The organism is Arcticibacterium sp. GJ41-1 (assembly GCF_055808875.1).
In genome coordinates this window covers 3,355,294-3,378,198 of sequence record NZ_CM147888.1, presented here as the reverse complement: position 1 = coordinate 3,378,198, position 22,905 = coordinate 3,355,294, and the positions used below count along the sequence as shown (strand labels likewise).

Genomic DNA, 22,905 nt, shown 5'->3' with positions numbered 1-22,905 from the left:
ATCTTTTGTTTAACGATATTTTTTTAAGAAAGTGTATTGGCGGTTTTACTTAAGATTTTCTGCATGTATTTACCCAAAATGTCAAATTCTAAGTTCACAGAGTCTCCAACGTTCAGTTTACCCAAATTGGTATGGTTCCATGTATATGGTATCAAAGCTACAGAGAATGAATTATCAGTAGAGTTAAAAACTGTTAAACTAACACCATTTATACAGATAGAGCCTTTTTCCACGGTAATATTTCCTGATGTTTCATCATAAGAAAATGTAAGAATATAACTGCCGTCTTTATTCTCAACAGAAACCAGTTTTCCTGTTTGGTCCACATGGCCTTGAACTATGTGCCCATCAAAACGACCATTGGCCGCTAGGCATCTTTCTAAATTAAGGGTAGCTCCAACTTTGAGCTCACCTAGGTTGGTTTTAACTAAAGTTTCTTCAATAGCCGTAACCTCATAAAAGCTACCTTCCGTTTTTTCAACGGTCAAACATACACCATTATGAGAAACACTTTGGTCTACTTTTAACTCTGTGGCAACCTCGCTTTCCAGCTTAAAAGTCTTATTACTGCCTTGCTGACTAATACTTACAAGCTTTGCTTGATTCTCAACTATTCCTGTGAACATAATTTTGATAAATACTAACGATATGAAAACGCAAATTAAAAAGGTATAATGCGTAATTTTGCCCAAAAGTTTAGAATTATGTTTAAAAACAAATATGTGAAGTGGGTAATAGGTGTGATTTTCGTTTCGGCGGCTATCTATTCTTTGACCATGAATCAGCAAGATTTTGCTTCAGAAACACTTGCGAGCCGTGAGGCTTACAAAAATAATATGCTCAAAATGGAGCAATCGCCTGTAGCTGAAATCTCAAATTTCAATGACTTTAGGTACTTTGACCCAAAAGAAAAGTGGAAGATGTTTGTAGACTTTGAGTCGAGCCCATCAGAAGAAACTTTCCCTATGGTAATGACGGACCAGAGTATTTCTCCTATTAAAATGGCTGGTTACGCTATTTTTACAATTGAAGACAAAGAATACCGTTTGATGTTATTTGATGAAGGAGAGCATTATTTGTTACCTTTTACAGACGGGACCAATGGTGATGAAACCTACGGTGGAGGTAGATACATTAATGTAGAGAAAACGAGTAACAATAAGTTAATGATTGACTTCAACGAAGCTCATAACTTTTACTGTGTTTACAATATGAGTTTTGTGTGCCCTGTGCCACCATCAGAAAACGATGTAGAAGCAAGGATAGACGCTGGTGAGAAAATACTTTTCTTGAAGTAAACTTACGGAAGTCCATTTTATGAAAAGTTTTGCTGCAGTTTTTATCTTTCTTTTAAGTTCAATTACTGTTTTATGCCAAACGCCTAGCAAAGCTGAGTCTGTTTTAGTCAATGGCAAAAAACTGTACTATGAAGTTTATGGGAAGGGGCAGCCTTTAGTTCTGTTGCATGGTTACACGCAATCTTCCAAATCATGGAAAGCCTATGTCAAAGAATATGAAAAGGAATATGAAGTCTACTTAATTGATTTAACCGGTCACGGAAAGTCTGAGCCTTTTAAAGAAGACTTGTCTATAAAGTCCGTAGCTCAAGACTTAAACGGCTTAATTCAATATTTGAAATTAGATAAAATCAAAGCCATAGGTTTTAGTTTTGGTGGCGATGTTCTTTATCAGCTGGCTTTATTAAATCCATCGCTCATAGAATCTATGATTACCATAGGTGCAGTAGGAACATGGACTATCAATGACTTTCCGGAATATTTAGAAGCATTTAAATTTGAGAATCGAGCTGAATTTCCTTGGCTAAAAACATCCCATGAAGGAGATGAACAAGTAAAAGGCATGATGCAGCAGTTTAAAAACTATTCCGTTGAGTTAAGTGATGAAGAACTGCAAAAAATACAGCCTGAAGTTTTAATCATGATAGGCGATGATGATGAAGGCATGGATTTGGAAGAAGTGGTTCGTGTTAAAAATAATCTACCAAAATCTGACCTTTGGATATTGCCCAATGTATCTCATGGAGCACATGAAGGCGAAACTAAGGCTGAGTTTATACTAAAGTCAAAAGCTTTTCTCTCAAAAAAGTAAAGCCTCCTTACTAATTTCAATACGTGATTAATACTATCAAAGAGGAATCTCCGTAGTATTTTTAACCTCCGACATGACGAAATAACTATTTATCAAAGACACGCCGGGTATAATAGAAAGCTTTAACTGGTGAAACTTATGATAGGTTTCCATGTCTGGTACTATAATTTTCAAAAGATAGTCGAAGCCCCCTGAAACGAAATGACATTCCACCACTTCAGGTAATTTGGCTATGGCCTCATCAAACTTTTTTGATATATCTAAGGTCTGCGTTATCATGGTAACCTGATTAAAAACAGTAAGCGAGGTACCTACCTTTTTCCTATTTAGAATGGTGACATACTTATCAATGACACCACTATTTTCCATTCTTTTTATTCGGTCAAAAACTGGAGTTTGTGTAAGGTTTATTTCCTCTGCAATCTCCTTGTAAGTCATTTGAGCATTTTTTTGGAGAAGCTTTAAGATTTTTATGTCGGTATTGTCCATATAAGGTCAGAAAAAACATCTGTTTTGATATTGAAAAATGATTTTGTAAAGAATAATACTCTTCAAAAGGTCTTACAAAAATAAAAATATTCTTAAATGTGTCAATAATGTAAAAAATAATTCTTCACTCTTATCTTTGTGGCACAATTACACTTCATCATATAATTACCAATTAACTACGCGAAAGTAGAAACCAAATATGTTAATAGGAGTTCCGGCAGAAATAAAGAATAATGAGAATAGAGTAGCCATAACTCCGGCTGGTGTTGTTGAACTTGTAAAGTTCGGTCATAAAGTTCTTATTCAATCTAATGCGGGCTCAGGAAGTGGTTTTGAAGACAAAGAATATATTTCTGTTGGAGCTGAAATAGTTCCTACTATTGAGGACGTTTACGCCAAGGCGGAAATGATTCTGAAAGTAAAAGAGCCAATTGCTCAGGAGTATGATTTAGTTAGAGAAGGTCAATTAGTATTCACTTATTTCCATTTTGCAAGTTCAGAGCCTTTAACCAAAGCCATGCTTAAAAGTAAGGCGGTTTGTTTGGCTTATGAAACAGTGGAAAGTTCAGACGGTTCTTTGCCTTTGTTAATTCCGATGTCGGAGGTAGCAGGAAGAATGTCTATTCAGGAGGGTGCCAAATACTTAGAGAAACCATTAAAAGGTAAAGGGATTTTACTAGGTGGTGTTCCTGGAACGCCAAGAGGAAAAGTATTGGTTTTAGGTGGTGGTATAGTAGGTACACAAGCAGCTAAAATGGCAGCAGGCTTAGGAGCCAATGTTATCATTATGGATATCAGTCTTAAAAGATTGAGATACTTAGCAGACATAATGCCTGCCAATGTTACCACCATGATGTCTAACCAACATAATATAGAATTAGCGATTAAAGAGGCCGATTTGATAGTAGGAGCCGTATTAATTCCTGGAGCTAAAGCACCTCGTCTTATTAAAAGAGAAATGCTTAAGAAAATGAGACCAGGAACGGTACTGGTAGATGTGGCTGTGGACCAAGGCGGTTGTATTGAAACATGTACACCTACCACACATGAAGACCCCACTTTTATTATTGACGATATAGTACACTACTGCGTAGCAAATATGCCAGGAGCAGTACCATATACATCTACTTTGGCTTTGACAAACGCCACATTGCCTTATGTTTTAGAATTGGCGAACAAAGGCTGGCAAAAAGCTACGGAAGAAAACCTTGAATTAAAGAAAGGTTTAAATATTGTCAACGGAGAAATAGTACATAAAGGCGTAGCGGAAGCTTTCGCTTGATTTATATAAGATTTTAGATTTCCTTAAACTGTTATGATAATGTATACCCCAGAGTTTTCTGGGGTTTTACTTTTTTAGGGCTACTTCGTCTACTGTTTCGGGGTTTTTCTCCTAGCTTAATTGCTCCGCTTGTTATTTGTTTTAAATTTATAGAGAACACTAACAACCCTATACCATGACACTAATACCTTCAAGAAGAAGCTTTATCAAGAAAGCGGCTATATCGGCTTTTGCCTTTCACTACATTCCAGACCTGATAGGTAAACCTTCGGCTAGCGATAAAGTTAGAGTAGCTCACATTGGAGTAAATGGCATGGGAACAAATCATTTGAACTGGTTTACCAAACTCCCTGAGGTGCAAACTGTGGCTCTCTGTGATGTGGATAGCAATCATTTGGCAAAAGCGAAAAATGTTCTTTTAGGACATAAACCAAATCAAAAAGTAGATACCTATGACGACTTCCGAAGAATTTTAGACAGAAAAGATATTGATGCTATTACCTGTGCTACGCCAGACCATTGGCATGCTCAAATAGCCATTATGGCGTTTCAAGCAGGAAAAGATGTGTATGGCGAAAAACCACTTTCTTATACGGTAAAAGAAGGTCAAATGATGTTGGCATCTATGAATGCTAATAAGAAGGTGTTTCAGTTAGGTAATCAAATTCATGCTGGCGATAATTACCACCGTGTGGTAGAATTAATTCAGGGTGGTGCCATAGGCAAAGTAAAGAAAGTAAGGCTGTGGAAAGCAGGCGAGCCACCTGTGATAGAGAATGCATCTTATCAAAAAGTACCATCTGAGCTCAATTGGGATATGTGGCAAGGACCAGCCCCTGAAAGAGACTATTTCCCAGAAAGGTGTCATTTTACCTATCGCTATTTTATGGATTACTCTGGCGGTGTTTTCCAAGACTTTTGGTGTCACATTGCGGATATAGTGTGGTGGAGTATTTCGCCCGAAAAACTTAAATCTATTGATGCCAAAGGCATAGTAAGTCCAGGGGTGGGAGATACACCTTTAGAAATCAGCATTGATTATAAATTTAAAGGACTAGATATTCAATGGACTTCTAAAGCTCCTGATGTACCAGGTGCTGCAGGAAAGCATATTGGGGCCTATTTTGAGGGAACTAAAGGAACTCTTTTATGTGACTATGGCAGCAAAGAAATTAGACTGGATGGTACCGTTTTAAAAGACATTGATAGTATTCCTATAACATTAGAGCGTTCTCCAGGGCATCAGCAAAATTTCATAGATTCTGTGAAAAACAGAGTGCAGCCAGAGTCAAATTTGGCCTATGCTAGAGAAATGACTTTGCCAATGCACCTAGGCCTTATTTCATGGAAATTAGGTCGTCCATTAAAATGGGATTACAAAAAGGAACTGTTTAAAGGAGATACCGAAGCCAATGCACTACTTTTTAGGGAATATCGCACAGCTTATAATTGGATTTAAATTATGAATGATAATACTACCAGAGAGGTATAAGCTGAATAGAAGTCCGCCCTGAATTTTGGCAAATGCCTTCTAAGAGATTATTTGAACAGTTCTTAGCTAAGAAAGTGGCGGATTCTGGTTATTTATATTCCTCTACCAGTTGTTCCCATTCTTGGTCTAAACTAATGGTTGGGTAGGGGAGATTTAACTGACGGTACCACCAGCCTGCATTAAAACGGTCTCCCTCTTTTCTGTGGAGGTAGGCGTGAATTCTATCGTAATCACGCTGCCCTTCTTTCTTTTGAGCGAGTTCGTGAGCTCTTTCCCAGTTGCCCTTGTAATCTTGCCACAGGCTTTTTTGCATGTCGGTGCTGAGTTCGTTTTCTGAGCTTATGTTTTTGAAGCGTTCTAGGTAGCTGTCTTTCATGATATTTATATTTAATGACGGTTTAATAAGTCCTTAAAAGTCCCAGAGAGGCGAAATGTTAGTGAACCCATTACAAAAAATAGTTCTGAGCTTTAACCATTTAAGGCACTTTTGATTATTTGTTTCTGCTCTTTTTGTAAGCTTTAGCTATTAAAAACAGCAAAAAGCCAAAGGCCATAACGCCGCCAAAAAGGTAAAGGAAGTTTAAAACATCTTTAACCACAGCCAGTAGCACTATGGAAATTAAAAAGAGGGTTGGTAATTCGTTTAATAATCTAAACTGAAAAGAGCTGTACGTCTTAAGGCCTTGTTCTTGCTTTTTGATGATGCTTTTGCAGTAAAGATGATAGCCAGTAAGTAGAACTAATAAAACGAGTTTTACTTTTATCCAGTTTTGGTTTAAAATAGCAGGATTAGTAGCCAGCATTAATAAGCCAAAAGTCCAGGTGAACATCATGGCGGGGTTGCAAATGATTTTATAAACTCGCCAAGACATTTGCGTAAATTGAGTTTTCCAGTCTTGTCTTAAATGTTCTGGTTTTTCGTCCGCCTCGGTGTGATAAACAAAGATGCGAACAAGGTAAAACATACCTGCAAACCAAGAAACGAAACCTATTATGTGGAAGGCCTTAAAATATTGATAGTACTCCATCATGCTGCGGTATGGTGTTTGCGTTTTGAAAATAAAAACAAAATTAAAGCGTTAGATTCGAATAGACCCATATGAAACTAAAAATTACGCTATTTCTTTTAATTTTTGTCGCTTGCATTGCTACAAATGCACAAGATAAAAAGGCTTTGAACTTCTTTGAGAAAGGAGAAGAGGCTTTTCTTAAACGTGACAACGCCACTGCCCGTGATTTTTTCTTAAGGGCAATAGAGCGATATCCTGATTATGTTTTGGCCTATTATAAACTGGGTCAAATAGCTTACTCTTCAAGAGACTTAGGCAATGCTAAAACCTATTTTGAAAAGCTATTAGCTTTAGAACCAGAAAACAAAAGTTATGTTTTGGCGTACACGTTTCTAGGTTCGGAGGCATTGAAAGTAAATCAATATGAAAAGGCAAAGGAGTATTTGACTGTGGCTTTGGAAAAAACTAGAGAAGGTACTCCGGCTTATATGCAGTTAGAAAAGCAAATACTCAACTGTACTTATGCTTTAGAGATTTTAGAAAAGCCGTTAGTGATAGAAGCCTCTCGCATGCCAGCAGTTTTAAACTTTAAAGACATGCAGTATTTTCCGGTGTTTACGGCAGATGGTGCTGCCATTTACTATACTGCCAGAACTAAGGATGCGGATGAAGATATTTACATCTCCTATAAGAAAGAAGGTGTTTGGTCAAAACCAGAAGGAATTTCTGATATGATAAATACCGACTTTAATGAAGGTACTTGCACCATATCTGCCGATGGTAAAACCATGGTATTTACCAGTTGTGATGGGCGTGAAAGCCTTGGTAGTTGCGACCTCTTTATTACTCGTTTAGGTGAAAACGGTTGGTCGGTGCCACAAAATATGGGTCCTAATGTTAATTCGCCGTTTTGGGACTCGCAGGCTTCATTGTCTTCTGATGGGAAGGTTATTGTTTTTTCGTCAGACCGGTATGGAGGAGTGGGAGAAAAAGACCTTTATGTAAGTACGCTTGGGGAGATGAATGAGTGGGGGAAAGCTAGAAACTTAGGAAAAGTGGTGAATACGCCGAAAGATGAAATATCACCGTTTTTACATGCTAATGGGAAAAGCCTGTTTTTTGCTTCTCAAGGGCATTCTGGTTTGGGTGGTTTTGACTTGTTTTTAAGCAACAAAATAGAAAACACCATGACCGAGCCGCTAAACCTTGGTTACCCTATTAATGATGGTTCTGACCAATTTGCTTTGGTTATTTCTGCCGATGGCAAACAAGCTTTTTATACCAAAGAAGAAGGAGAAAAGGTCAATATGTTTCAGTTTGACCTGCCAAAAGAGTTAAAAGAGAAGTTTGACCCTACTTTTTACCTGAAAGGACACGTGTTCGATTCAGAGAGTGGTGATGTTTTAGGAGCGTCGATAAAGCTAATAAACCTCAATACCAAAGAGGTGGTTTCTTCTTTTGTGGCTGACGCAAAAACTGGGGAGTATTTGGCGGTTCTTCCTTTTTCTGGCAATTACGGTTTATATGTAGAGCATCCTTCTTACTTTTTCAAAAGCCTTTCTTTTAGTTTCAATTCAGAGGCAAAAAAGAATAATAAAGAGCTAGAAATAGGCTTAGATAAAATAGACAAAGAGAAAATTGAAGTACTAAGTAATATCTATTTTGATGAAGCCAAATGGGATTTGAAGCCTGAGTCACTAGTGGAATTAAGCAAACTTTCAGAACTCATCTGGAAAAATCCGTCATTGAAAGTAGAAATATCAGGTCATACAGATGATGTGGGTACAGCAGAAAGCAATCAAGAACTTTCTCAAAAAAGAGCTCAAGCCGTGGTAGATTATCTCATAAGCGAGGGTTTAAGCAAAGATAATGTAACGGCAAAAGGTTACGGAGAATCTAAACCACGAGCCAGCAATAAAGACGAAGCTGGCAGAAGCCAAAACAGAAGGATAGAGTTGAGGTTTTATTGAGTAATTGGCTTGCTTTAGGTTTTAATTAGGTAGATGATGAATTATATGGAGGGTCATGACGGGAACGCAACCGCTCCGCTCGACCTGACATTCAAAGTTGCGTTTTTGATATTGCAATATTAAGTATTCTGTCAGTTCGAACGGAGACGAGAACAGTCCCTTTATCTACCTAAACTATCCCTCAGCACTCACCAATCTAAAATTCTCAATTGATTTTCCTTTTAGCTCATTTGCCCATCTGTCTAGCACAGGTTGTTCTAGTTTGAATTCTCTGTATTCGTCTGGGCTCATGATGGGGATGCCTTTGATGATAGGGTATAAGCGATTACAGCTATTGCACACAAAAAAACCTTCCAAAACGTTTTCGTCCAAATCCTTTGTAATTTCTGTTAGGGTAAGGTCTGCCTTATCAAAAGGACAGCATAATTTCTTTATAGTTTCAGGTCTCATTTTACTTACTATTTAATTTTTCTTGATATTTTTTTATGGCTAGGTCTGGTGTATCGGAACTCATTACACCCGATACCACCGCTACGCCGTTGTATTTTAAGTCACTTAGTTTATCCATGTTTTCAGGCTTTATTCCGCCCGCTAAAAATATGGCTGCTGAGAATGTTTTTGACGCCTCGCGAATGGTTTCAAATTCCACCAAATCACAGCTATTTGCTGTGGTAGAAGGAAATATGGAGCAAAAGGATATATAATCTAGTTTGTTTTCATTTGCCCACCGAATCCATTCCAAATCATTATTACAGGTCAATCCACTTAAAAAGGGCTGACCTATTTTGGCTTTTAGCTCGCTATAGTTTTCTGGTATTTCATCAAAATGAACTCCATCTGCCGAAGTATTTTGGAGCAATTTCCATCGGTTATTTATAAAAACAGGCACGTGCTTAGCATGACATAGCTCACATACTTTGTCTATGAGGTTTGTGCTGTTTTGTCCTTCTTTAAAATTATCCCAAACCTGCACGGCTGCTAGCTTTTCTTTTAAGGCAGCGTTTAGTTTGCTAAGCAAAAGGCTTTCTTCCATAGAAGGGTCTATCACCAAGTAAATGCCAGATTTTATGCTCATTTCCATCCAGAATTTATGGCTTTGAAAAATGCCGCCCAGTATGGGTCATCTTCCTGATAAATCACATCATTGGCTTGCTCGTTTTCTATCATTTTGATGCCTTGCTCTTTCTCAACAATTTCACCTACTTCGGTGCACTTGATATCGGCTACAGCCAAACGATTGATAACATTCTCCACGGCTTCTTTTTTGCAGGTAATTATCATAGCACCAGCACCTATGCAGTTTCTTGGGTCTAGGTCAAATAATTGACACACTTCCTTTTGAATAGTACCAATGGGCAACTTTTCATTATAGATTTTGGCACCGTTATTTGAAGCCATTGCCAACTCATAAATTGCCCCCATTACACCACCTTCCGTTACATCATGCATGGCGGTAATATCTTTATGCTCATGATTTTTGCCCACGGCAGTAAGAGCATCTTCTAGCGACGAGGTATGATAAAAAGTAGCACTCGCTTCTTGTTGCAGTTCGTTTCCTAGCTTGTTTTTGACTGTTTCCGGAAAACACATGGCTAGTATAGCTGCCGACGAAATAGCACAAGTTTTAGTCACCAAAATAGCGTCACCTGGTTTTGCATATTTAGAAACCAGCATTTGGTCTTTTGGAGCTACGCTTATAAACGTGCCGCCACCTGCTATGGTAGAGTTTTGTCCTTCTATAAAACCTGTGTGACCACCTGTTATGGCAATGCCAATTTTGGAACAAAATCCATGTACATAATCCCAGTAAACTTGAAAGTCGGCCTTAGAAAACGTGGATGGAAGATTTAAAACAAACTGACCATACATAGGAGCAAAGCCCGTGGTGGCCATATCATTTGCCATCAGCTGAACAGAAAGCCATGCCGACTCTTCCAAACCTAAACTTGGAATAAGCGAAAGTGGGTCGCTGGTCATGGCCATTGCCATTCCTCCAGGCAAATCTACCAAAGATACATCTACGCCAAATTGAGGCCCTACGGCTACTTCTGGTCTTTTATGCCCACATTTTTGACTGATAAACTGTTCGAAAATATGACTGTCAATTTTGCCTAATTTCTCGCTCATGGTGTCAGTCGTTTAGTTTAACGTATAAGCCGAAAAAGTCGCCTAAAGGTAAATTCCATTGCTGTACAGGAAACCAGTTTGGCAAGCCAGTGCAGGTCCATTCTATAGAATAATCTCTGCCTTCAAGTGCCTCTTCTATAATTTTGGTAAGCATGGCAGGCGAGTAAAAAGTGGCGGTCAAGTAAAAAGGGTTTAATCCGAAAACCTCCTGCACTCTTCTACGCACCACTTTAGTGGAGTTTCTGTTCATCATGCCCATGGCTATGCCGCATTTAGCCACGCGAGCCGCTTCTCTAATCACCTTTACAGGGTCTTTGTAGTACTCAAAAGTGGTAATGAAAGCCAATGAGTCAAAGGTATTGTCTTTGAAAGGCATGTGATGCGAATCTGCCATGACTAAGTCTCCGTCAAACAAATGCACCGCTTGTGATAGCATCAAAGGAGAAATGTCTCCACCGGTGGCTTCAATTCCTATGTTTTTCCACCATCTGGTAAAACGTGCCGTACCACAGCCAAACTCTAGCAAGGTTTTTACGCGTTTGTCTTTAGAAACCAGCTGCTCCATGACCTTCTTTTGCCATACTTCGGCACGCTTGTAACGGCCTTCGTACCACTGCTCGTAGGTGTCGGTGTGTTCTCTGTTAAAAAACCACTCAGGTCGGTTTTGCCAGTTTTGGTCTTGCTGCGGAATAAGTACCCCTTGTCTTTTTTCTATTTCCATTTTATGATTTGTTTAAAAACAAAAACTCCACTGAATGGGGTATACCAAAACAGTGGAGCATAAAATGTAATATCTTAAGCTTGCATCCCTCCGTTGGCATTATCCATATCAGGTTTCGGGTATTATCTCAGCTTGGCATTTGCCAGGCACCCCGTGCGTTATTGCTACGCAAATATAGCATAAAATGGGTAGCTCAAAGAAAAGAATAGAGCAATTGCCTATTTTAGATGCTTATCAGCAAAATCTAAGTAATTAGCCCAATCTATAGGCATAACTTCGTGTTTTCCACTTCTGTTATGGTAGCCTAACGGGCCTATTTGTTGGCTTTTATTTAATGCAGGCGACGTTTCAGGGATTTTATCAAAACCATAGGCCTGATAAAGTTTAGAAGCATGATATAAACTTAAGTATTGGCCGCGTGGATCGGCCCACTGGTCATCTTTTGCACTTGCTACGTATAATGGTCTAGGTGCTATTAAAGCCAGTAGCTGATGCTGGTCAATAGGTAAAGCGGCTTCATTGCTATTATAATCTTTAAATTTAGCGGTAAACCAATGAGGGAAACGAGTGTTTATTACTTCTACTGTTTCGCCATATTCACGTTTAGAAAGAGCCGCTCCACCACAGCCAGATTCGTTTGAAATAGTCATTTTAAAGCGTGGGTCTTGGGCAGATGCCCAAAGTGCTGCTTTGCCTAATCTTGAATGGCCAAAAACAGCTACATTCTTTGCGTCCACGTCATTATCTGTTTCTAGGTAATCCATGGCTTTAGAGAATCCTACCGCCCATGCTCCTATAGTTGCCATGGAAGTTTCGCCAAGAATACTGTGAAGTCCATTTTTAAAACTGTCGTCAAAATCAGGGTCTAGGTCACCGCAATAGATATTTGCTAGTCCGTAACCTCTGTCAATGATTTTTTCAATAGGCCATCTGTAGGCACGCACACCTCTAGACGTTTCTGTGGCTTTGTTGTTTTCAATGAAAAAGGCTTCCTTATTTGGGACCCAGTTTTCTGAAATAGAAATGCCCGAATCTGTAGACAGAGTATGATTGCCATAGAAGTTCAGACCAAGAAAAACGGGAGCTTTACTAACTGCTTTAGGGGTAAAAAGCATAATAGAAAAGGAATGTTGTTTTCCATTTCTTTCCATAGTACAGACTATTTCCTTTCTGATGGCTTTTCCGTTTAGGGCTTCATTGTCTTGATTAGTTATTTTAAAACTCGTTTTTACACCTTCTAAATCTGTTTTTCCGTAAACTTCGGATTCAAAAAGACTCAAAGTTTCTGCACGTCTTTTGCTTTCCCAGTCGTTCACAGTTTTTCCATCTTCTAAAATAGCAGGGAGTTTATAAACAGGAACTTTGGCTTCGTCATAATTAGTTGCTTGCTGTGCCATAATAGGGGTGATTAAGAAAATGCTTATAAAAGCAATGAATAGGTTTTTCATGGGTTGTTTTCTATAGAAATGATTGAGTGTTTAAATTTAAGAAAAATGTGGTAGCAGGATTTGAAATTAGTGGATTTTCTGAGGGTGGGTTTAAGGACTAAAAGTTTTTACGGTGTAATACAGTAATACGAGGTTCTCGGCTTCGCTCGAATTGACAATAGGGTCGTTTGTTTAAGGATGTTCTATTGCCATCGTCAGTTCAATCGACAGTCGCCGCCTGTCGACAGGCTGGGAGAACTGTCTTACAAGGGTGATTTAGTCGAGTCTCCATTGGACACTCTATTACCAGGAATAGAGTATAGCGATATTTGAAGAAGTGTAAGGAGGTTCTCGTCTACGCTCGAACTGACAATAATAGTGTTGATTTTAAGTTCATTACATTCGCTTACTGTCAGTTCGAGCGACAGTCCCTGCCAGACGGCAGACTGGGAGAACAGTCATTTAAGGGCAATTCCTAGAGATTTTTAAGTCCAATGGTCTCTAACGGAGATTCTGTTAAAGGAAAAGCAAGAATGCTCATAAAACTGATTTAGTCTTATGAGCATTCTTTTTAGTAGAGTTTTAAAAAGTAGCTTTTCTACTTCAACACTATTTCAACACGTCTATTTAAGGCTCTTCCTTCTTCTGTGTTATTTATGGCAAGTGGAGATAATTGACCCACACCATGAGAGGATATTTGCGAAGTACTGATGCCATACTTGTTAGTCAAAGCAGACGCCACAGCTTTTGCCCTTTTTTCAGATAGAACTTGATTTGTGGCTAGTGAGCCTACATTATCTGTATGACCTACTATATAATACTTTTGACTAGTATTGGCTTTTAAGTACTCAGAAAGAGTTTCAATGATGGCGTAAGACTCTTGGGTAAGGTTATCACTGCCAAAATCAAATAATATGTTGTGAAAGACCTCTTTTCCTTCGTTTTTTATTTTTTCTTCAATTGAAGCTGCCGAAACTTGACCTGTTTCCATATCCTCTTTTTCCACTATGATGGCTTGCACAAAAATATTATCGGACAGACCTTCCCAAGAGGTTCTGTTGTAATGGATGAAAAGTCCTAGGGTGTAAATACTACCATCTCGCTTGCCTTTAGCTACAAAAAAAGCATTGTCAGAATCTACATTTTTAGCCTGACTAGATAAAGAGAATCTAAAGTAACTTTTAGGTTTAATGAACTCATATTCGTTGATAACTCTTTGTTCCCCAAATATCGGATAGACCGTTTGAATCTTGTAAGAACCTGAAATATTTTTTCTGCCAAATGCGGAATGGATAATTTCAAAATCTGCATTTTTCAAAGCTTGTTCATAGTTTCTTTGAACCTCTAAGACGGTAGCTCTTTGGCTGTTTTCTATCCCATAAATAATGCTTGTAACTTTCCCTTCTTCAGTGAGTTCTTTAGGTGCACCGTTATTTGATGTAATTTTAGAAATAGGAAAAGTGACCGAGTTAAATTTGGTTTCATCATAAGCTACTATGCAGCTGTTTTTATACTTTTCTAGTAGAGGGTGATTGACAGAGCCAGTTACATCTGGGCAAATGGTGCGTTCCTGTGAAACGGCAATGAAAGAAATTAGTGTGAATAGTAATGATAGTGTTTTTCTCATTAGGTGTATTTAAAGTTTTATGTATTTATTGATGTATCCAATATGCAATATAAATGCGAAACATAATAGGAGTGCCTGTTTAACGAAATGTTAAAATGTGACCGTTTAATAATGTACTAGTTTTGCAAAGCTATAAAGATTTGACAGTTTCCTTTATATGAAAGTAGGGACTCTTAGTCCTGTCAGTTCGAGTGATTTGAGAACAGTCTAAACAAGGCTAACTCCGAAGAATTCCTAATTATCGACTAAGCGGTGGTGTTTTTTTGGGTTCAAAACTAGTAGGTTGCAGAGGCAAAGGAATAGATGCTAACACTCCACTATAAACAAGGTGAAATGGATTTTATAACAATAGATTTTGAGACTGCAACAGAACAAAGAGATAGCCCTTGTGAAATAGGACTAACCTTCGTTGAAAATTTTCAAATTGTGGATAGTAAATCATGGCTAATCAAACCGTTATATGAAGAATTTAATTCTTTCAATATTTCAATTCATGGAATTAGACCAAGAGATGTTGCTGATAAACCAGAATTTGATGTGCTATGGAACGAAATAAAACCCTTGATTGAGAATAAGTTCCTTATTGCTCATAATGCAGGTTTCGACTTTAGTGTTTTAAGAAAAACGCTTGAAGCATATAATTTGCCTTTTCCTGAATTGGAATACTCATGTAGTTATATTTTTTCTAAAAAGGTTTGGTTCGGCTTGCCACGGTATGATTTAAAAACCTTGTGCAATCATAATGGCATTTCATTTAATCACCACAGAGCAGAAGCAGATAGCAGAGCAACTGCCGAACTTGCGATAAAAGCTTTTAAGAAAAGTGGAGTTACTTCTAAAGATGACTTTCCTGAAAAGCTGAGAACTCAAATTGGAAAATTATACATTGGGGGTTATAAACCCTCTGGAACGAAAAAGACATATAGGGCAAAAGTTTAAATTAGTAGGTGGTGGAGAGGAGCTATATAGTATCCCTTATGGAAAAAGGCCGCATTTACAGGAAAAGTATTATCAATAGTTGGTTTGAGAAGCTCTACAAATAATTGCAGATATTCCTCAAGTCTCCGCTAGGAACTGTCGGTTATGACGAAATAAATAAAAATAGCTCTTAATACCCCTTAACAGACAGATACTTTAATGACTTCACTCTTAAAAGTAAGTGCTCTTGCCTAGCCTTTAGGCTCGTTTTTTATTTAGTATTATTCCTCCTTCCATTTTATGTATACTTGCAGTGCAAAGCCAATTTGAGCGGTTTTGAAAGCAAAAAAATGAATAGAGCATGTTTAGACATCAAGGCCGTAGCCGGACTTTAAAACATAATCTGCGAATTGCTATAGTCTTGTCTTTTGTAGCAGGTATTGTCAATGTTACTGGCTTCTTGGCTTTTAAGCAGTTAACTACCAATGTGACAGGTCATTTTGCCTTATTTATAAATGACGTAGCCGATTTGGATTTTTGGAAAGGCACCATCTACTTTTTGTATATTTTTTCCTTTCTGTTGGGGTCTTTTTTGTCCAGTTTTCTTATTGAAAAGTATCGTGAGAATAAAAAACTCAATGTATTTTTTCTTCCTACCATCATTGAGTGTTTGATTTTAACATCAATAGGGCTTACCAGCAATTTTATAGAAATAGAACATCCCAATATAATAGTTTGCCTACTGCTCTTTGTGATGGGGCTTCAGAATTCTTTTGTTACCAAAATTTCTAATGCAGTAGTAAGAACTACCCATTTAACCGGCCTTTTTACCGATTTGGGTATTGATATTTCTCAATTATTCTTTTCAAAAAAACAGGCGGTAAGAGAAAAACTTAAGGAAAATATCAAACTGCGGGTTTATATTATTTCATTCTTTTTTGCCGGAGGATTGATAGGAGGACTTTTATATTCTAGATACAATTTGAAATTAAACACTTTGGTTTTTGGTGCAGTAATTTTAATGCTGAGCTTATTCTATGACGATTTAAGGTATAGATTAATAAAAACCAGTAGAAAGTATAAGGAAAAACATCACATGAAGCCGTTTTCGTGATTGATATAAAATTCGATAGAACATTAATCTGAACTGGTAGCATAAAAAAAACGAGGTCAAAAAGACCTCGTTCCTTATAGCTTTTACTGAATATGTATTGAACATCCTTTTTAAAGGAAATACTACTACTTATTACCTGATTTAGTCTTTACTATAATCACGCCATTGGGTGCATTGTATTTATCTAAAGCAGCTTTGTCTTTTAGTACATCTATGCTGGCAATATTGTCTGGATCTACTTTTTTCAATGCAGTTTTATCAGCCTTTTTCCCATCGATAATTATCATAGGGTCTGCCTTATCAAAACTCAGTTTCACATCTTTTGAATCCTTTACCCTGATTTTGACTTCATGATCAGGACTTGCTTTTTTTGTTTTAATAAAAATCACACCATTCGGGGCATTATATTCGTCTAAAGCCTTTTTGCCTTTAACCACATTAACAGATTCTATTTTGCTTTGGTCTAATAGGTCTATAATGTCATGGTCGTACTTTTTGCCGTCTATGTAAATATCAGGTTTGGGACCATCTTTCACTTCCACTTTCAAATTGGAATCTTGTGCTAAAGCAGTGGTCAATGTGAAACTAAAAAGGCAAAGGGCTAAGAGTAACTTTTTCATAATTGTATTATTAATTGATTGTAAATTCTGCTTATTCAGGGTTGTTGTAAATGATTACTAATTCGTCTTCGTAAATAATATTCTTTTTAGAAGGCATAATTTCAGGTTCTGAGAGCATGGCTAAGGCCTCTTTCAGTGTAGCTTCTTTCTCTTCATAAGCTAGCTTTTCTTGTCTAGCATTATTGATAAAGAAAACGGCCAAGACCAATATAGAAGCTGCCGCAGCAAACATTCCTATTCTAAATTGTATTCTTTTCTTAGAAATAGAGGCCCATATTTGCTCTTTCAATACTGGCGTAGGTTCCTTCTTTTTTTGCTTAGCGTATTGAAACCATGCAGACATTTCGGTGTCAACATTAGATGCGTTCTCTATGAGAAATTGCTCTTCTTCCAAAGTGGATTCTCCTGCCTTATATTTTTCTATTAACTTTTCAATGTCCATAATCTTCCATTTTTTTTAGGCTTGCTGCTACCTCTTTTCTAGCTCGTGAAAGCAGTACACGCACATGCTCTACTTTAAGTTCTGTAGCTTCCGCAATCTCCTTAAACTCTAAACCATCAATATCACGCATGGTCATGATGTCTCTTTGCTGCTCAGGCAGCTGCTTTAGTATTTTTTCTACAATGTTTGTAAGCTCATTCCATTCAAACTCTTCTTGACCAGTGGCGGCTTCTAAATTATTAAGTTCTAAATCTGACGACACTAATTTTGGTCCTTTTCGCTTTAAAATGTCAAGGCAATAATTCCGAGCGGTCATAAAAACAAAACCAGTAAGGTTAGGGTGATTTTCAATTTGCTTACGCTTGTCCCAGAGTTTAATCATAATCTCTTGGGTGGCATCTTGAGCGGTGGTGCTATTTCCTAGCAGCCTATTTACCATCGGAAATATCCGTTCTGATAATGAAAGTACCCTATTTTTAAAATCGTTTGTTTTCATCTTATACTTACATAACGAGAATCGGATTTTGGCATAACAGGAAAGTACAATTTTATTTATAAAGAGTGAATTTACTGTTTGCCGCTAGGTATTGGCTTTGCTTGGGCAGGTAGTCGCGGCCGAATATTGACAAAATATCCCGCTCAAGTCGAGACTTATATCCCTGATATCTAAAGAGGTGGTATTCTAGTCGCAGATACTTTCAAATTCTGCCTTAAAATCCCCAACTTGTAGGACTTTCAATCATTCCTTAACTATTCCAAATTGATGAATCTTCGCCTAAATAAACTCCTTGTTTTGTTTTGCTTACTTGGCTGTGTCTTGGTTTCACAAGCCCAGACTCTTAATGCTTGGCACGAAACGGTCATAATTACCTCACAAAAAGGTGTTACCGAAGTGAGCACCAATAAAAAAGGCAAATTATATTTAAACGTTTCACCAAAGGATGTGCGAAAATTTAAAGCACTAGGAACAGTGCAATACAGTGATTTTGGAGCCAAAGGCGACGGTAAAACCGACGACATCAATGCTATTGCTGCTACGCATGCCTTTGCTAACCAAGAAGGACTTTTGGTAAAAGCAGACCAAGGTGCCACGTATTACATTAGCGGCGTTAAGCTAACTGCAATTATACAAACGGACACTGATTTTGGTACGGCAAAATTTATCATTGACGATACGGATGTGGAAGACCGTAACACGGCTGTTTTTAAGGTGAGTTCAAATCTTAAGCCATTGAAATTAAATGGCATTAGTTCATTAAAAAGAAACCAATCAAAAATAGATGTCTCATTGCCACAAAGCTGTCTTATTACAGTTAATAACGCTCATGTGAAGCATTATATACGCTATGGTTTAAACCAAAATAACGGTGCAGACCAAACGGATATCTTTCTGGTAGACAAAAATGGAAATGTAGATATGGACGCTCCCATTATTTGGGATTTTGACAAAATTACAGAAATGACGGCTATGCCAATAAACGATAAAACCTTAAACATCACGGGAGGTCACTTCATTACAATTGCAAATAATGAGGAATCGAAATACAATTATTACGCTCGAAATATATCAATAAAACGCTCTAATGTAGTGGTTGATGGTTTGGAGCATCGAGTGAGAGGTGAAGGAGAACATGGAGCACCATATAACGGATTTATCTCGATTACCGACTGCTGTTTTGTCACGGTTAAAAACACCATTTTGACAGGGCATAAGACATTTAGCACCATTGGCACGGCAGGAAAACCAGTAACCATGGGGACGTATGACATCTTGATAGGTCGAGCACTTAATGTTACATTTTTAAATTGCAGCCAGACAAATGACATTAACGACCGCACCTATTGGGGAATTATGGGTTCTAATTATTGTAAAAACTTACTATTCGATAATTGTATTTTTTCGCGTTTTGATGCACATAAGGGCGTAGCCAACGCCACCATCAGAAACTCTACCCTTGGGCATATGGGAATTAACGCGATTGGTAGCGGAACTTTCACGGTGGAAAACAGCACGATTCAAGGCTGGAGTCTTATAAACCTACGCTCTGATTATGGGAGTACTTGGCAAGGTGAGTTAATTCTTCGCGATTGCATATTCAAACCGAGAGAAGGCACAGGAAACAATATCAGTCTGATAGGAGGTTATTATTCTGGGCAGCATGATTTTGGGTATACTTGTTACATGCCAGAAAAGATAACCATTGAAAATCTTAAAATAGACGACTCAGACGCCTCATCAGATTATAATGGACCAGCCATTTTTACAAACTTCAATAAAGACATGAATGACGAAAGCTACAAACAGGCTTTTCCATATGTCATCACCAAAAAAGTAACTCTAAAAAATATTACCACCACAAGTGGCAAAGCTTTGAGAGTGAGTGATAATGAGTTTATGTTTAAGGATGTGGTGGTGGAGAGCAATAAGTAGGATAACCAATTAAGTCAAAGTCAATTTGCGAAAACAATGTAACTATATTGACATGATATATTTATCAGTATAAAATAAGCCGAACTCCGGTTAAGCTTTTGATAACATTATCTTAAAGCCTGAATTGATGCAGCCGAGCTAATCCTTGAGATTATCAATTACATACCAAAAATCACAAAAGCTAAAGCGATTAAAGCTGGACAGGCCTGAACAAAAAATATCTTTTTGCTCGCCGTTAATGCTCCAAAAATGCCTGCAACAGCCACACAGCCTAAAAAGAAAATAGCCACATTCTTTGACCATTCTGGATCTTGAATAAATAAGGACCAAATAAGACCTGCCACTAAAAAGCCATTATAAAGACCTTGATTAGCTGCCATGCCTTTGGTAGGTTTAAACATTTCTGGTTCCATAGCCTCTTTAAATGTTTCCTTGCCTTTAGTTTCCCAGGCAAACATCTCCATCCAAAGAATGTAAATATGCTCCACAGCCACTATTCCGATTAATACTTTTGCAATTATTTCCATTGAGTTTATTATTTGTATTCCTCTTTTTGACCCAAAGGTTCAAAATATAAAATCTTTAGTTCTCCGTTTTTAATTGAGCTATTCTCTTAAAACCCAACTTGAAAATAAAAACACCCAACCCAATCAATATAAGAGCCCATGTATAACTCCCTTTATCCATATCCGAATGGCTATTAATGATGGCTTCTTCAGGTTTCTCCGGATTAACCAGAATCTCTACCTCCTCACCCAACTTATATTCTCTAAACTTAAAAGATGGCTTGTACTCAAAGGTTTTTCCTTCCCACTTATATTCTAGTGTATAATGATATGAATTATCTGAGCTCTTTCCGCCTTCAGAAAAATCAGTAACTACACTTTTGACAGAAATACCGTTTTCTTTCAAATGGGAGGCAGTACTACTTTTATCAAATTTGTAATAACCAAAACCGAGTCCCACACATATTAGGACAATACCAACGCCAAAAATAAATGCTGGCGAAGCCATTTCTGCAGGTTTTTCCATACAATTATTACGTTTAGAACTTTTAGCGAAAAACGTAAATTTAAAGAAAGGAAAGACAAAACCTACAAACAAACGTTCCCTTATGTTATCACCAAGAAAGTAACTCTAAAAAATGTTACCACCACAAGTGGCAAAGCTTTGAGAGTGAGAGATAGTGTTTATGGGTGTTTTGATAGAGGGGAATACGGCAGAGTTCGGGATACTCTGCTAGGAAGGAAATTTATAAGTTATTTAATAAGACAACTTCCGAATCTGACAGTACCTTATTGTAAAAACTCAAATCATCAATAAAACCTTTGTAATAAAGGTCCGCTAAGTATTGATATACAACACCTTTTCCTACAGTTATATCCAAACCAAAATCTATTGGCATAACGCTAAATTGGCAGGTATTAGTAAGAGCACCATCTATATATACCTTTTTTTCTTTCAATCCTGCACTATATGTTAAAACCAAATGGTGCCATATTTCGCGTGCGGGTGCATTGAAAACTTTATATGAGCATTGATCTACTGAGTTTCCAGTTGTCCACACGAAATTATTGATGTTATTCTGATTAGTACTAAAGTGAACAGAATAGTCTAGACTTCCTGATTCTCCATATCCTTTATGAACGAGGTGTGCTGCTATGGAATTAGAATTTAAATTACTTTGAGTTTGGTCAGCTTTATACCATACAGAAATCGAAAATTCTTTTGTTTGATTGCTACCTAAGCTTAATTCAGGTTTATGAGGTATTATGATTTGTGAGTTGATACCATTAAAATAAAAACAAGAGTTTGGCAAGTTCTTCCTATCTGTTTCACTTACTACATTAAAAGAGGTTGCGTCAAAGTTGTTTTGTGAATAATCCTCTGCATTCCCATCAAATTTATATCCCGCTATTAACTTATTGTTATTGAAGTTAATAGTTACAATATACTCTCTGGTTTCTCCATTTTCTGCACGTACAACATATGTTACTGGTAGCGAAAAATCCTGTACGGCGGTGGCTAATGGAGAAATTGTTGCTCCAGGAGGAAGCTGAATAGAAGGAATCCCAACAGCAAAATCAGAAACGGAGCTCCCCGTTATCGAGTTTTGAGAAGAATTTACGTTGAGTTTACTCTCCATAAAAGTAAAACTTAGAACCTCGTTTTCGGCACTCAAATTATCACAGTCTTCAATCTCAGCTAAAAAATAATCATGATTTGAATTAAAGCCAGGAATTAGATTAATTACTCTATTTGCTTTAAATGTAACATTTGAATTTAGAATAGTTTGAGAGGAGGTAATACTGTCTTTAGCCCAATAGACTGAATTGTCAGTAATATCTTGTGAAGAATTAAAGAGTGCTGGACATACATAGTTGTATTCCACATCTCCAACAAATGGTTGCTTCAGTTCAATGTTTGTGGGAGTGTTACTGAAGTTAGTAATTAATAAAACGAGGTATTGACCAGCAGTTACATTTACTAGATTTATTTCGGGATCTATGCTGGAATAATCACAAGCTATTGGCAAGTTTTGAATGGCCGCACAAATATTATCCAAATTATCCGAGATTCCCCCCCAAACTGAAGCATCTAAATCTGTGTTATTAGAGCTATGAATATTTAGGTTTAAATCTCCACTAGATTTAACTTTTATGATTACCCAGGTTTGATTGTTATAGGAGGCAAGGCAACCAAAATTAGTATTTAATGGCAGTTGGAAACATAAATTGTCGTTTATGGGAGCTTCTAAAATTAGTTCTTTCGAATTAGATATGAATTCTGATTTATCTAAATAAAGTCCGCATAAATCCTTACAACTAGTATTCGAACTAATTATTTTTGATGGTTGCTTTTTATTTTTTTGAGAAAAACCAAATTGAGGAATGATAATAATCAGTGTCAGTAAATAAACAATAGTTAAAGTGCGGTTCATTAAAGTCATGGATTTAATCTAGAAAAGAAAGTCTAATTTGGTCTTAAAAAGAAATCAAATTTAATTTTTAAATAGGAAGTTGGCAATATTTAAAATGTAAAAAAAAGGTTTTTAGATAGATGGACTTGGCATTTATGGCTAAATTCCTTCTTGACCATTTAATAGACATAGAAAAAGTACCATAA

The 22,905-nt window shown here is 37.2% G+C and carries 24 protein-coding genes and 1 riboswitch; of the genes, 8 read left to right on the top strand and 16 right to left on the bottom strand.

The window, feature by feature from the left end; all coding sequences use genetic code 11:
* Positions 1–23: 23 nt before the first annotated feature.
* Positions 24–626 (bottom strand): riboflavin synthase, encoded by a 603-nt coding sequence (locus AC0L6O_RS14030; RefSeq protein ID WP_473303208.1) that lies wholly within the window; start codon positions 624–626, stop codon positions 24–26.
* A gap of 78 nt (positions 627–704) precedes the next feature.
* Here AC0L6O_RS14030 and AC0L6O_RS14025 point away from each other — a divergent pair, with 78 nt between their 5' ends.
* Complete coding sequence (locus AC0L6O_RS14025) at positions 705–1,298, top strand: DUF1684 domain-containing protein (RefSeq protein WP_473303206.1); 594 nt, start codon at positions 705–707, stop codon at positions 1,296–1,298.
* A 19-nt stretch (positions 1,299–1,317) separates the two neighbouring features.
* Positions 1,318–2,109 (top strand): alpha/beta fold hydrolase, encoded by a 792-nt coding sequence (locus AC0L6O_RS14020; protein ID WP_473303204.1) that lies wholly within the window; start codon positions 1,318–1,320, stop codon positions 2,107–2,109.
* A gap of 36 nt (positions 2,110–2,145) precedes the next feature.
* On the opposite strand, the gene AC0L6O_RS14015 is transcribed toward AC0L6O_RS14020, so the two are convergent.
* Positions 2,146–2,598 carry an Lrp/AsnC family transcriptional regulator gene (locus tag AC0L6O_RS14015; RefSeq protein WP_473303203.1) on the bottom strand — a complete coding sequence of 151 codons (453 nt, stop codon included), beginning with the start codon at positions 2,596–2,598 and terminating at the stop codon, positions 2,146–2,148.
* 199 nt (positions 2,599–2,797) lie between these two features.
* Between AC0L6O_RS14015 and ald the strand changes: the two genes are divergently transcribed.
* Both ald and AC0L6O_RS14005 read left to right on the top strand, forming a co-directional pair.
* Positions 2,798–3,880 (top strand): alanine dehydrogenase, encoded by a 1,083-nt coding sequence (gene ald, locus AC0L6O_RS14010; protein WP_473303202.1) that lies wholly within the window; start codon positions 2,798–2,800, stop codon positions 3,878–3,880.
* A gap of 175 nt (positions 3,881–4,055) precedes the next feature.
* Positions 4,056–5,339, top strand: a complete 1,284-nt coding sequence (locus AC0L6O_RS14005; RefSeq protein WP_473303201.1) for a Gfo/Idh/MocA family protein — start codon at positions 4,056–4,058, stop codon at positions 5,337–5,339.
* Positions 5,340–5,460: 121 nt separating this feature from the next.
* Here AC0L6O_RS14005 and AC0L6O_RS14000 read toward each other — a convergent pair whose 3' ends face one another.
* Positions 5,461–5,748 carry a hypothetical protein gene (locus tag AC0L6O_RS14000; protein ID WP_473303199.1) on the bottom strand — a complete coding sequence of 96 codons (288 nt, stop codon included), beginning with the start codon at positions 5,746–5,748 and terminating at the stop codon, positions 5,461–5,463.
* A gap of 115 nt (positions 5,749–5,863) precedes the next feature.
* Entirely contained in the window at positions 5,864–6,403 is a 540-nt protein-coding gene (gene hemJ / locus AC0L6O_RS13995) for a protoporphyrinogen oxidase HemJ (RefSeq protein ID WP_473303197.1), read from the bottom strand.
* A 68-nt stretch (positions 6,404–6,471) separates the two neighbouring features.
* Here hemJ and AC0L6O_RS13990 point away from each other — a divergent pair, with 68 nt between their 5' ends.
* On the top strand, positions 6,472–8,352 hold the full coding sequence (locus AC0L6O_RS13990) for an OmpA family protein (protein ID WP_473303196.1): 1,881 nt from the start codon (positions 6,472–6,474) through the stop codon (positions 8,350–8,352).
* Positions 8,353–8,526: 174 nt separating this feature from the next.
* Here AC0L6O_RS13990 and AC0L6O_RS13985 read toward each other — a convergent pair whose 3' ends face one another.
* From AC0L6O_RS13985 to AC0L6O_RS13960, 6 genes are all read right to left on the bottom strand, one after another.
* Positions 8,527–8,802, bottom strand: a complete 276-nt coding sequence (locus AC0L6O_RS13985; RefSeq protein WP_473303194.1) for a Trm112 family protein — start codon at positions 8,800–8,802, stop codon at positions 8,527–8,529.
* A 1-nt stretch (position 8,803) separates the two neighbouring features.
* Positions 8,804–9,427: a thiamine phosphate synthase gene (locus tag AC0L6O_RS13980; protein ID WP_473303193.1), complete on the bottom strand. Its 624-nt coding sequence runs from the start codon at positions 9,425–9,427 to the stop codon at positions 8,804–8,806.
* Complete coding sequence (locus AC0L6O_RS13975; RefSeq protein WP_473303192.1) at positions 9,424–10,479, bottom strand: AIR synthase family protein; 1,056 nt, start codon at positions 10,477–10,479, stop codon at positions 9,424–9,426. The genes AC0L6O_RS13980 and AC0L6O_RS13975 overlap by 4 nt, the downstream gene beginning before the upstream one ends.
* A 4-nt stretch (positions 10,480–10,483) precedes the next feature.
* Positions 10,484–11,200, bottom strand: coding sequence for a class I SAM-dependent methyltransferase (locus tag AC0L6O_RS13970; protein WP_096192035.1), 717 nt, complete (start codon positions 11,198–11,200; stop codon positions 10,484–10,486).
* A 68-nt stretch (positions 11,201–11,268) separates the two neighbouring features.
* Positions 11,269–11,364: riboswitch (TPP riboswitch) on the bottom strand.
* A 54-nt stretch (positions 11,365–11,418) separates the two neighbouring features.
* On the bottom strand, positions 11,419–12,648 hold the full coding sequence (locus tag AC0L6O_RS13965) for a glucuronyl esterase domain-containing protein (protein ID WP_473303191.1): 1,230 nt from the start codon (positions 12,646–12,648) through the stop codon (positions 11,419–11,421).
* 577 nt (positions 12,649–13,225) lie between these two features.
* Entirely contained in the window at positions 13,226–14,254 is a 1,029-nt protein-coding gene (locus AC0L6O_RS13960; RefSeq protein ID WP_473303190.1) for an OmpA family protein, read from the bottom strand.
* Between the two features lie 333 nt (positions 14,255–14,587).
* Here AC0L6O_RS13960 and AC0L6O_RS13955 point away from each other — a divergent pair, with 333 nt between their 5' ends.
* Entirely contained in the window at positions 14,588–15,193 is a 606-nt protein-coding gene (locus AC0L6O_RS13955; RefSeq protein ID WP_473303189.1) for a 3'-5' exonuclease, read from the top strand.
* 340 nt (positions 15,194–15,533) lie between these two features.
* The gene (locus AC0L6O_RS13950; protein ID WP_473303187.1) at positions 15,534–16,286 is read left to right on the top strand and encodes a YoaK family protein; all 753 of its coding nucleotides are present in this window, start codon (positions 15,534–15,536) and stop codon (positions 16,284–16,286) included.
* 125 nt (positions 16,287–16,411) lie between these two features.
* On the opposite strand, the gene AC0L6O_RS13945 is transcribed toward AC0L6O_RS13950, so the two are convergent.
* From AC0L6O_RS13945 to AC0L6O_RS13935, 3 genes are read right to left on the bottom strand one after another with little or no spacing between them, the layout of a single operon-like run.
* Entirely contained in the window at positions 16,412–16,906 is a 495-nt protein-coding gene (locus tag AC0L6O_RS13945; protein WP_473303185.1) for a hypothetical protein, read from the bottom strand.
* A gap of 31 nt (positions 16,907–16,937) precedes the next feature.
* The gene (locus AC0L6O_RS13940) at positions 16,938–17,348 is read right to left on the bottom strand and encodes a hypothetical protein (RefSeq protein WP_473303184.1); all 411 of its coding nucleotides are present in this window, start codon (positions 17,346–17,348) and stop codon (positions 16,938–16,940) included.
* The gene (locus tag AC0L6O_RS13935) at positions 17,338–17,844 is read right to left on the bottom strand and encodes an RNA polymerase sigma factor (RefSeq protein ID WP_473303182.1); all 507 of its coding nucleotides are present in this window, start codon (positions 17,842–17,844) and stop codon (positions 17,338–17,340) included. The genes AC0L6O_RS13940 and AC0L6O_RS13935 overlap by 11 nt, the downstream gene beginning before the upstream one ends.
* A 267-nt stretch (positions 17,845–18,111) precedes the next feature.
* Between AC0L6O_RS13935 and AC0L6O_RS13930 the strand changes: the two genes are divergently transcribed.
* Positions 18,112–19,779: a hypothetical protein gene (locus tag AC0L6O_RS13930; protein ID WP_473303180.1), complete on the top strand. Its 1,668-nt coding sequence runs from the start codon at positions 18,112–18,114 to the stop codon at positions 19,777–19,779.
* 158 nt (positions 19,780–19,937) lie between these two features.
* On the opposite strand, the gene AC0L6O_RS13925 is transcribed toward AC0L6O_RS13930, so the two are convergent.
* From AC0L6O_RS13925 to AC0L6O_RS13915, 3 genes are all read right to left on the bottom strand, one after another.
* Positions 19,938–20,306 carry a DUF1304 domain-containing protein gene (locus AC0L6O_RS13925; RefSeq protein WP_473303179.1) on the bottom strand — a complete coding sequence of 123 codons (369 nt, stop codon included), beginning with the start codon at positions 20,304–20,306 and terminating at the stop codon, positions 19,938–19,940.
* Between the two features lie 55 nt (positions 20,307–20,361).
* On the bottom strand, positions 20,362–20,811 hold the full coding sequence (locus AC0L6O_RS13920; protein ID WP_473303178.1) for a DUF3592 domain-containing protein: 450 nt from the start codon (positions 20,809–20,811) through the stop codon (positions 20,362–20,364).
* 220 nt (positions 20,812–21,031) lie between these two features.
* Complete coding sequence (locus tag AC0L6O_RS13915) at positions 21,032–22,720, bottom strand: LamG domain-containing protein (RefSeq protein ID WP_473303176.1); 1,689 nt, start codon at positions 22,718–22,720, stop codon at positions 21,032–21,034.
* Positions 22,721–22,905: the final 185 nt, after the last annotated feature.

Excerpts from the sequence above, each read along its gene's own strand:
- AC0L6O_RS14030 (WP_473303208.1), bottom strand. The coding sequence starts at position 626 with ATGTTCACAGGAATAGTTGAGAATCAAGCAAAGCTTGTAAGTATTAGT.
- AC0L6O_RS14025 (WP_473303206.1), top strand. The coding sequence starts at position 705 with ATGTTTAAAAACAAATATGTGAAGTGGGTAATAGGTGTGATTTTCGTT.
- AC0L6O_RS14020 (WP_473303204.1), top strand. The coding sequence starts at position 1,318 with ATGAAAAGTTTTGCTGCAGTTTTTATCTTTCTTTTAAGTTCAATTACT.
- AC0L6O_RS14015 (WP_473303203.1), bottom strand. The coding sequence starts at position 2,598 with ATGGACAATACCGACATAAAAATCTTAAAGCTTCTCCAAAAAAATGCT.
- ald (WP_473303202.1), top strand. The coding sequence starts at position 2,798 with ATGTTAATAGGAGTTCCGGCAGAAATAAAGAATAATGAGAATAGAGTA.
- AC0L6O_RS14005 (WP_473303201.1), top strand. The coding sequence starts at position 4,056 with ATGACACTAATACCTTCAAGAAGAAGCTTTATCAAGAAAGCGGCTATA.
- AC0L6O_RS14000 (WP_473303199.1), bottom strand. The coding sequence starts at position 5,748 with ATGAAAGACAGCTACCTAGAACGCTTCAAAAACATAAGCTCAGAAAAC.
- hemJ (WP_473303197.1), bottom strand. The coding sequence starts at position 6,403 with ATGATGGAGTACTATCAATATTTTAAGGCCTTCCACATAATAGGTTTC.
- AC0L6O_RS13990 (WP_473303196.1), top strand. The coding sequence starts at position 6,472 with ATGAAACTAAAAATTACGCTATTTCTTTTAATTTTTGTCGCTTGCATT.
- AC0L6O_RS13985 (WP_473303194.1), bottom strand. The coding sequence starts at position 8,802 with ATGAGACCTGAAACTATAAAGAAATTATGCTGTCCTTTTGATAAGGCA.
- AC0L6O_RS13980 (WP_473303193.1), bottom strand. The coding sequence starts at position 9,427 with ATGAGCATAAAATCTGGCATTTACTTGGTGATAGACCCTTCTATGGAA.
- AC0L6O_RS13975 (WP_473303192.1), bottom strand. The coding sequence starts at position 10,479 with ATGAGCGAGAAATTAGGCAAAATTGACAGTCATATTTTCGAACAGTTT.
- AC0L6O_RS13970 (WP_096192035.1), bottom strand. The coding sequence starts at position 11,200 with ATGGAAATAGAAAAAAGACAAGGGGTACTTATTCCGCAGCAAGACCAA.
- AC0L6O_RS13965 (WP_473303191.1), bottom strand. The coding sequence starts at position 12,648 with ATGAAAAACCTATTCATTGCTTTTATAAGCATTTTCTTAATCACCCCT.
- AC0L6O_RS13960 (WP_473303190.1), bottom strand. The coding sequence starts at position 14,254 with ATGAGAAAAACACTATCATTACTATTCACACTAATTTCTTTCATTGCC.
- AC0L6O_RS13955 (WP_473303189.1), top strand. The coding sequence starts at position 14,588 with ATGGATTTTATAACAATAGATTTTGAGACTGCAACAGAACAAAGAGAT.
- AC0L6O_RS13950 (WP_473303187.1), top strand. The coding sequence starts at position 15,534 with ATGTTTAGACATCAAGGCCGTAGCCGGACTTTAAAACATAATCTGCGA.
- AC0L6O_RS13945 (WP_473303185.1), bottom strand. The coding sequence starts at position 16,906 with ATGAAAAAGTTACTCTTAGCCCTTTGCCTTTTTAGTTTCACATTGACC.
- AC0L6O_RS13940 (WP_473303184.1), bottom strand. The coding sequence starts at position 17,348 with ATGGACATTGAAAAGTTAATAGAAAAATATAAGGCAGGAGAATCCACT.
- AC0L6O_RS13935 (WP_473303182.1), bottom strand. The coding sequence starts at position 17,844 with ATGAAAACAAACGATTTTAAAAATAGGGTACTTTCATTATCAGAACGG.
- AC0L6O_RS13930 (WP_473303180.1), top strand. The coding sequence starts at position 18,112 with ATGAATCTTCGCCTAAATAAACTCCTTGTTTTGTTTTGCTTACTTGGC.
- AC0L6O_RS13925 (WP_473303179.1), bottom strand. The coding sequence starts at position 20,306 with ATGGAAATAATTGCAAAAGTATTAATCGGAATAGTGGCTGTGGAGCAT.
- AC0L6O_RS13920 (WP_473303178.1), bottom strand. The coding sequence starts at position 20,811 with ATGGAAAAACCTGCAGAAATGGCTTCGCCAGCATTTATTTTTGGCGTT.
- AC0L6O_RS13915 (WP_473303176.1), bottom strand. The coding sequence starts at position 22,720 with ATGAACCGCACTTTAACTATTGTTTATTTACTGACACTGATTATTATC.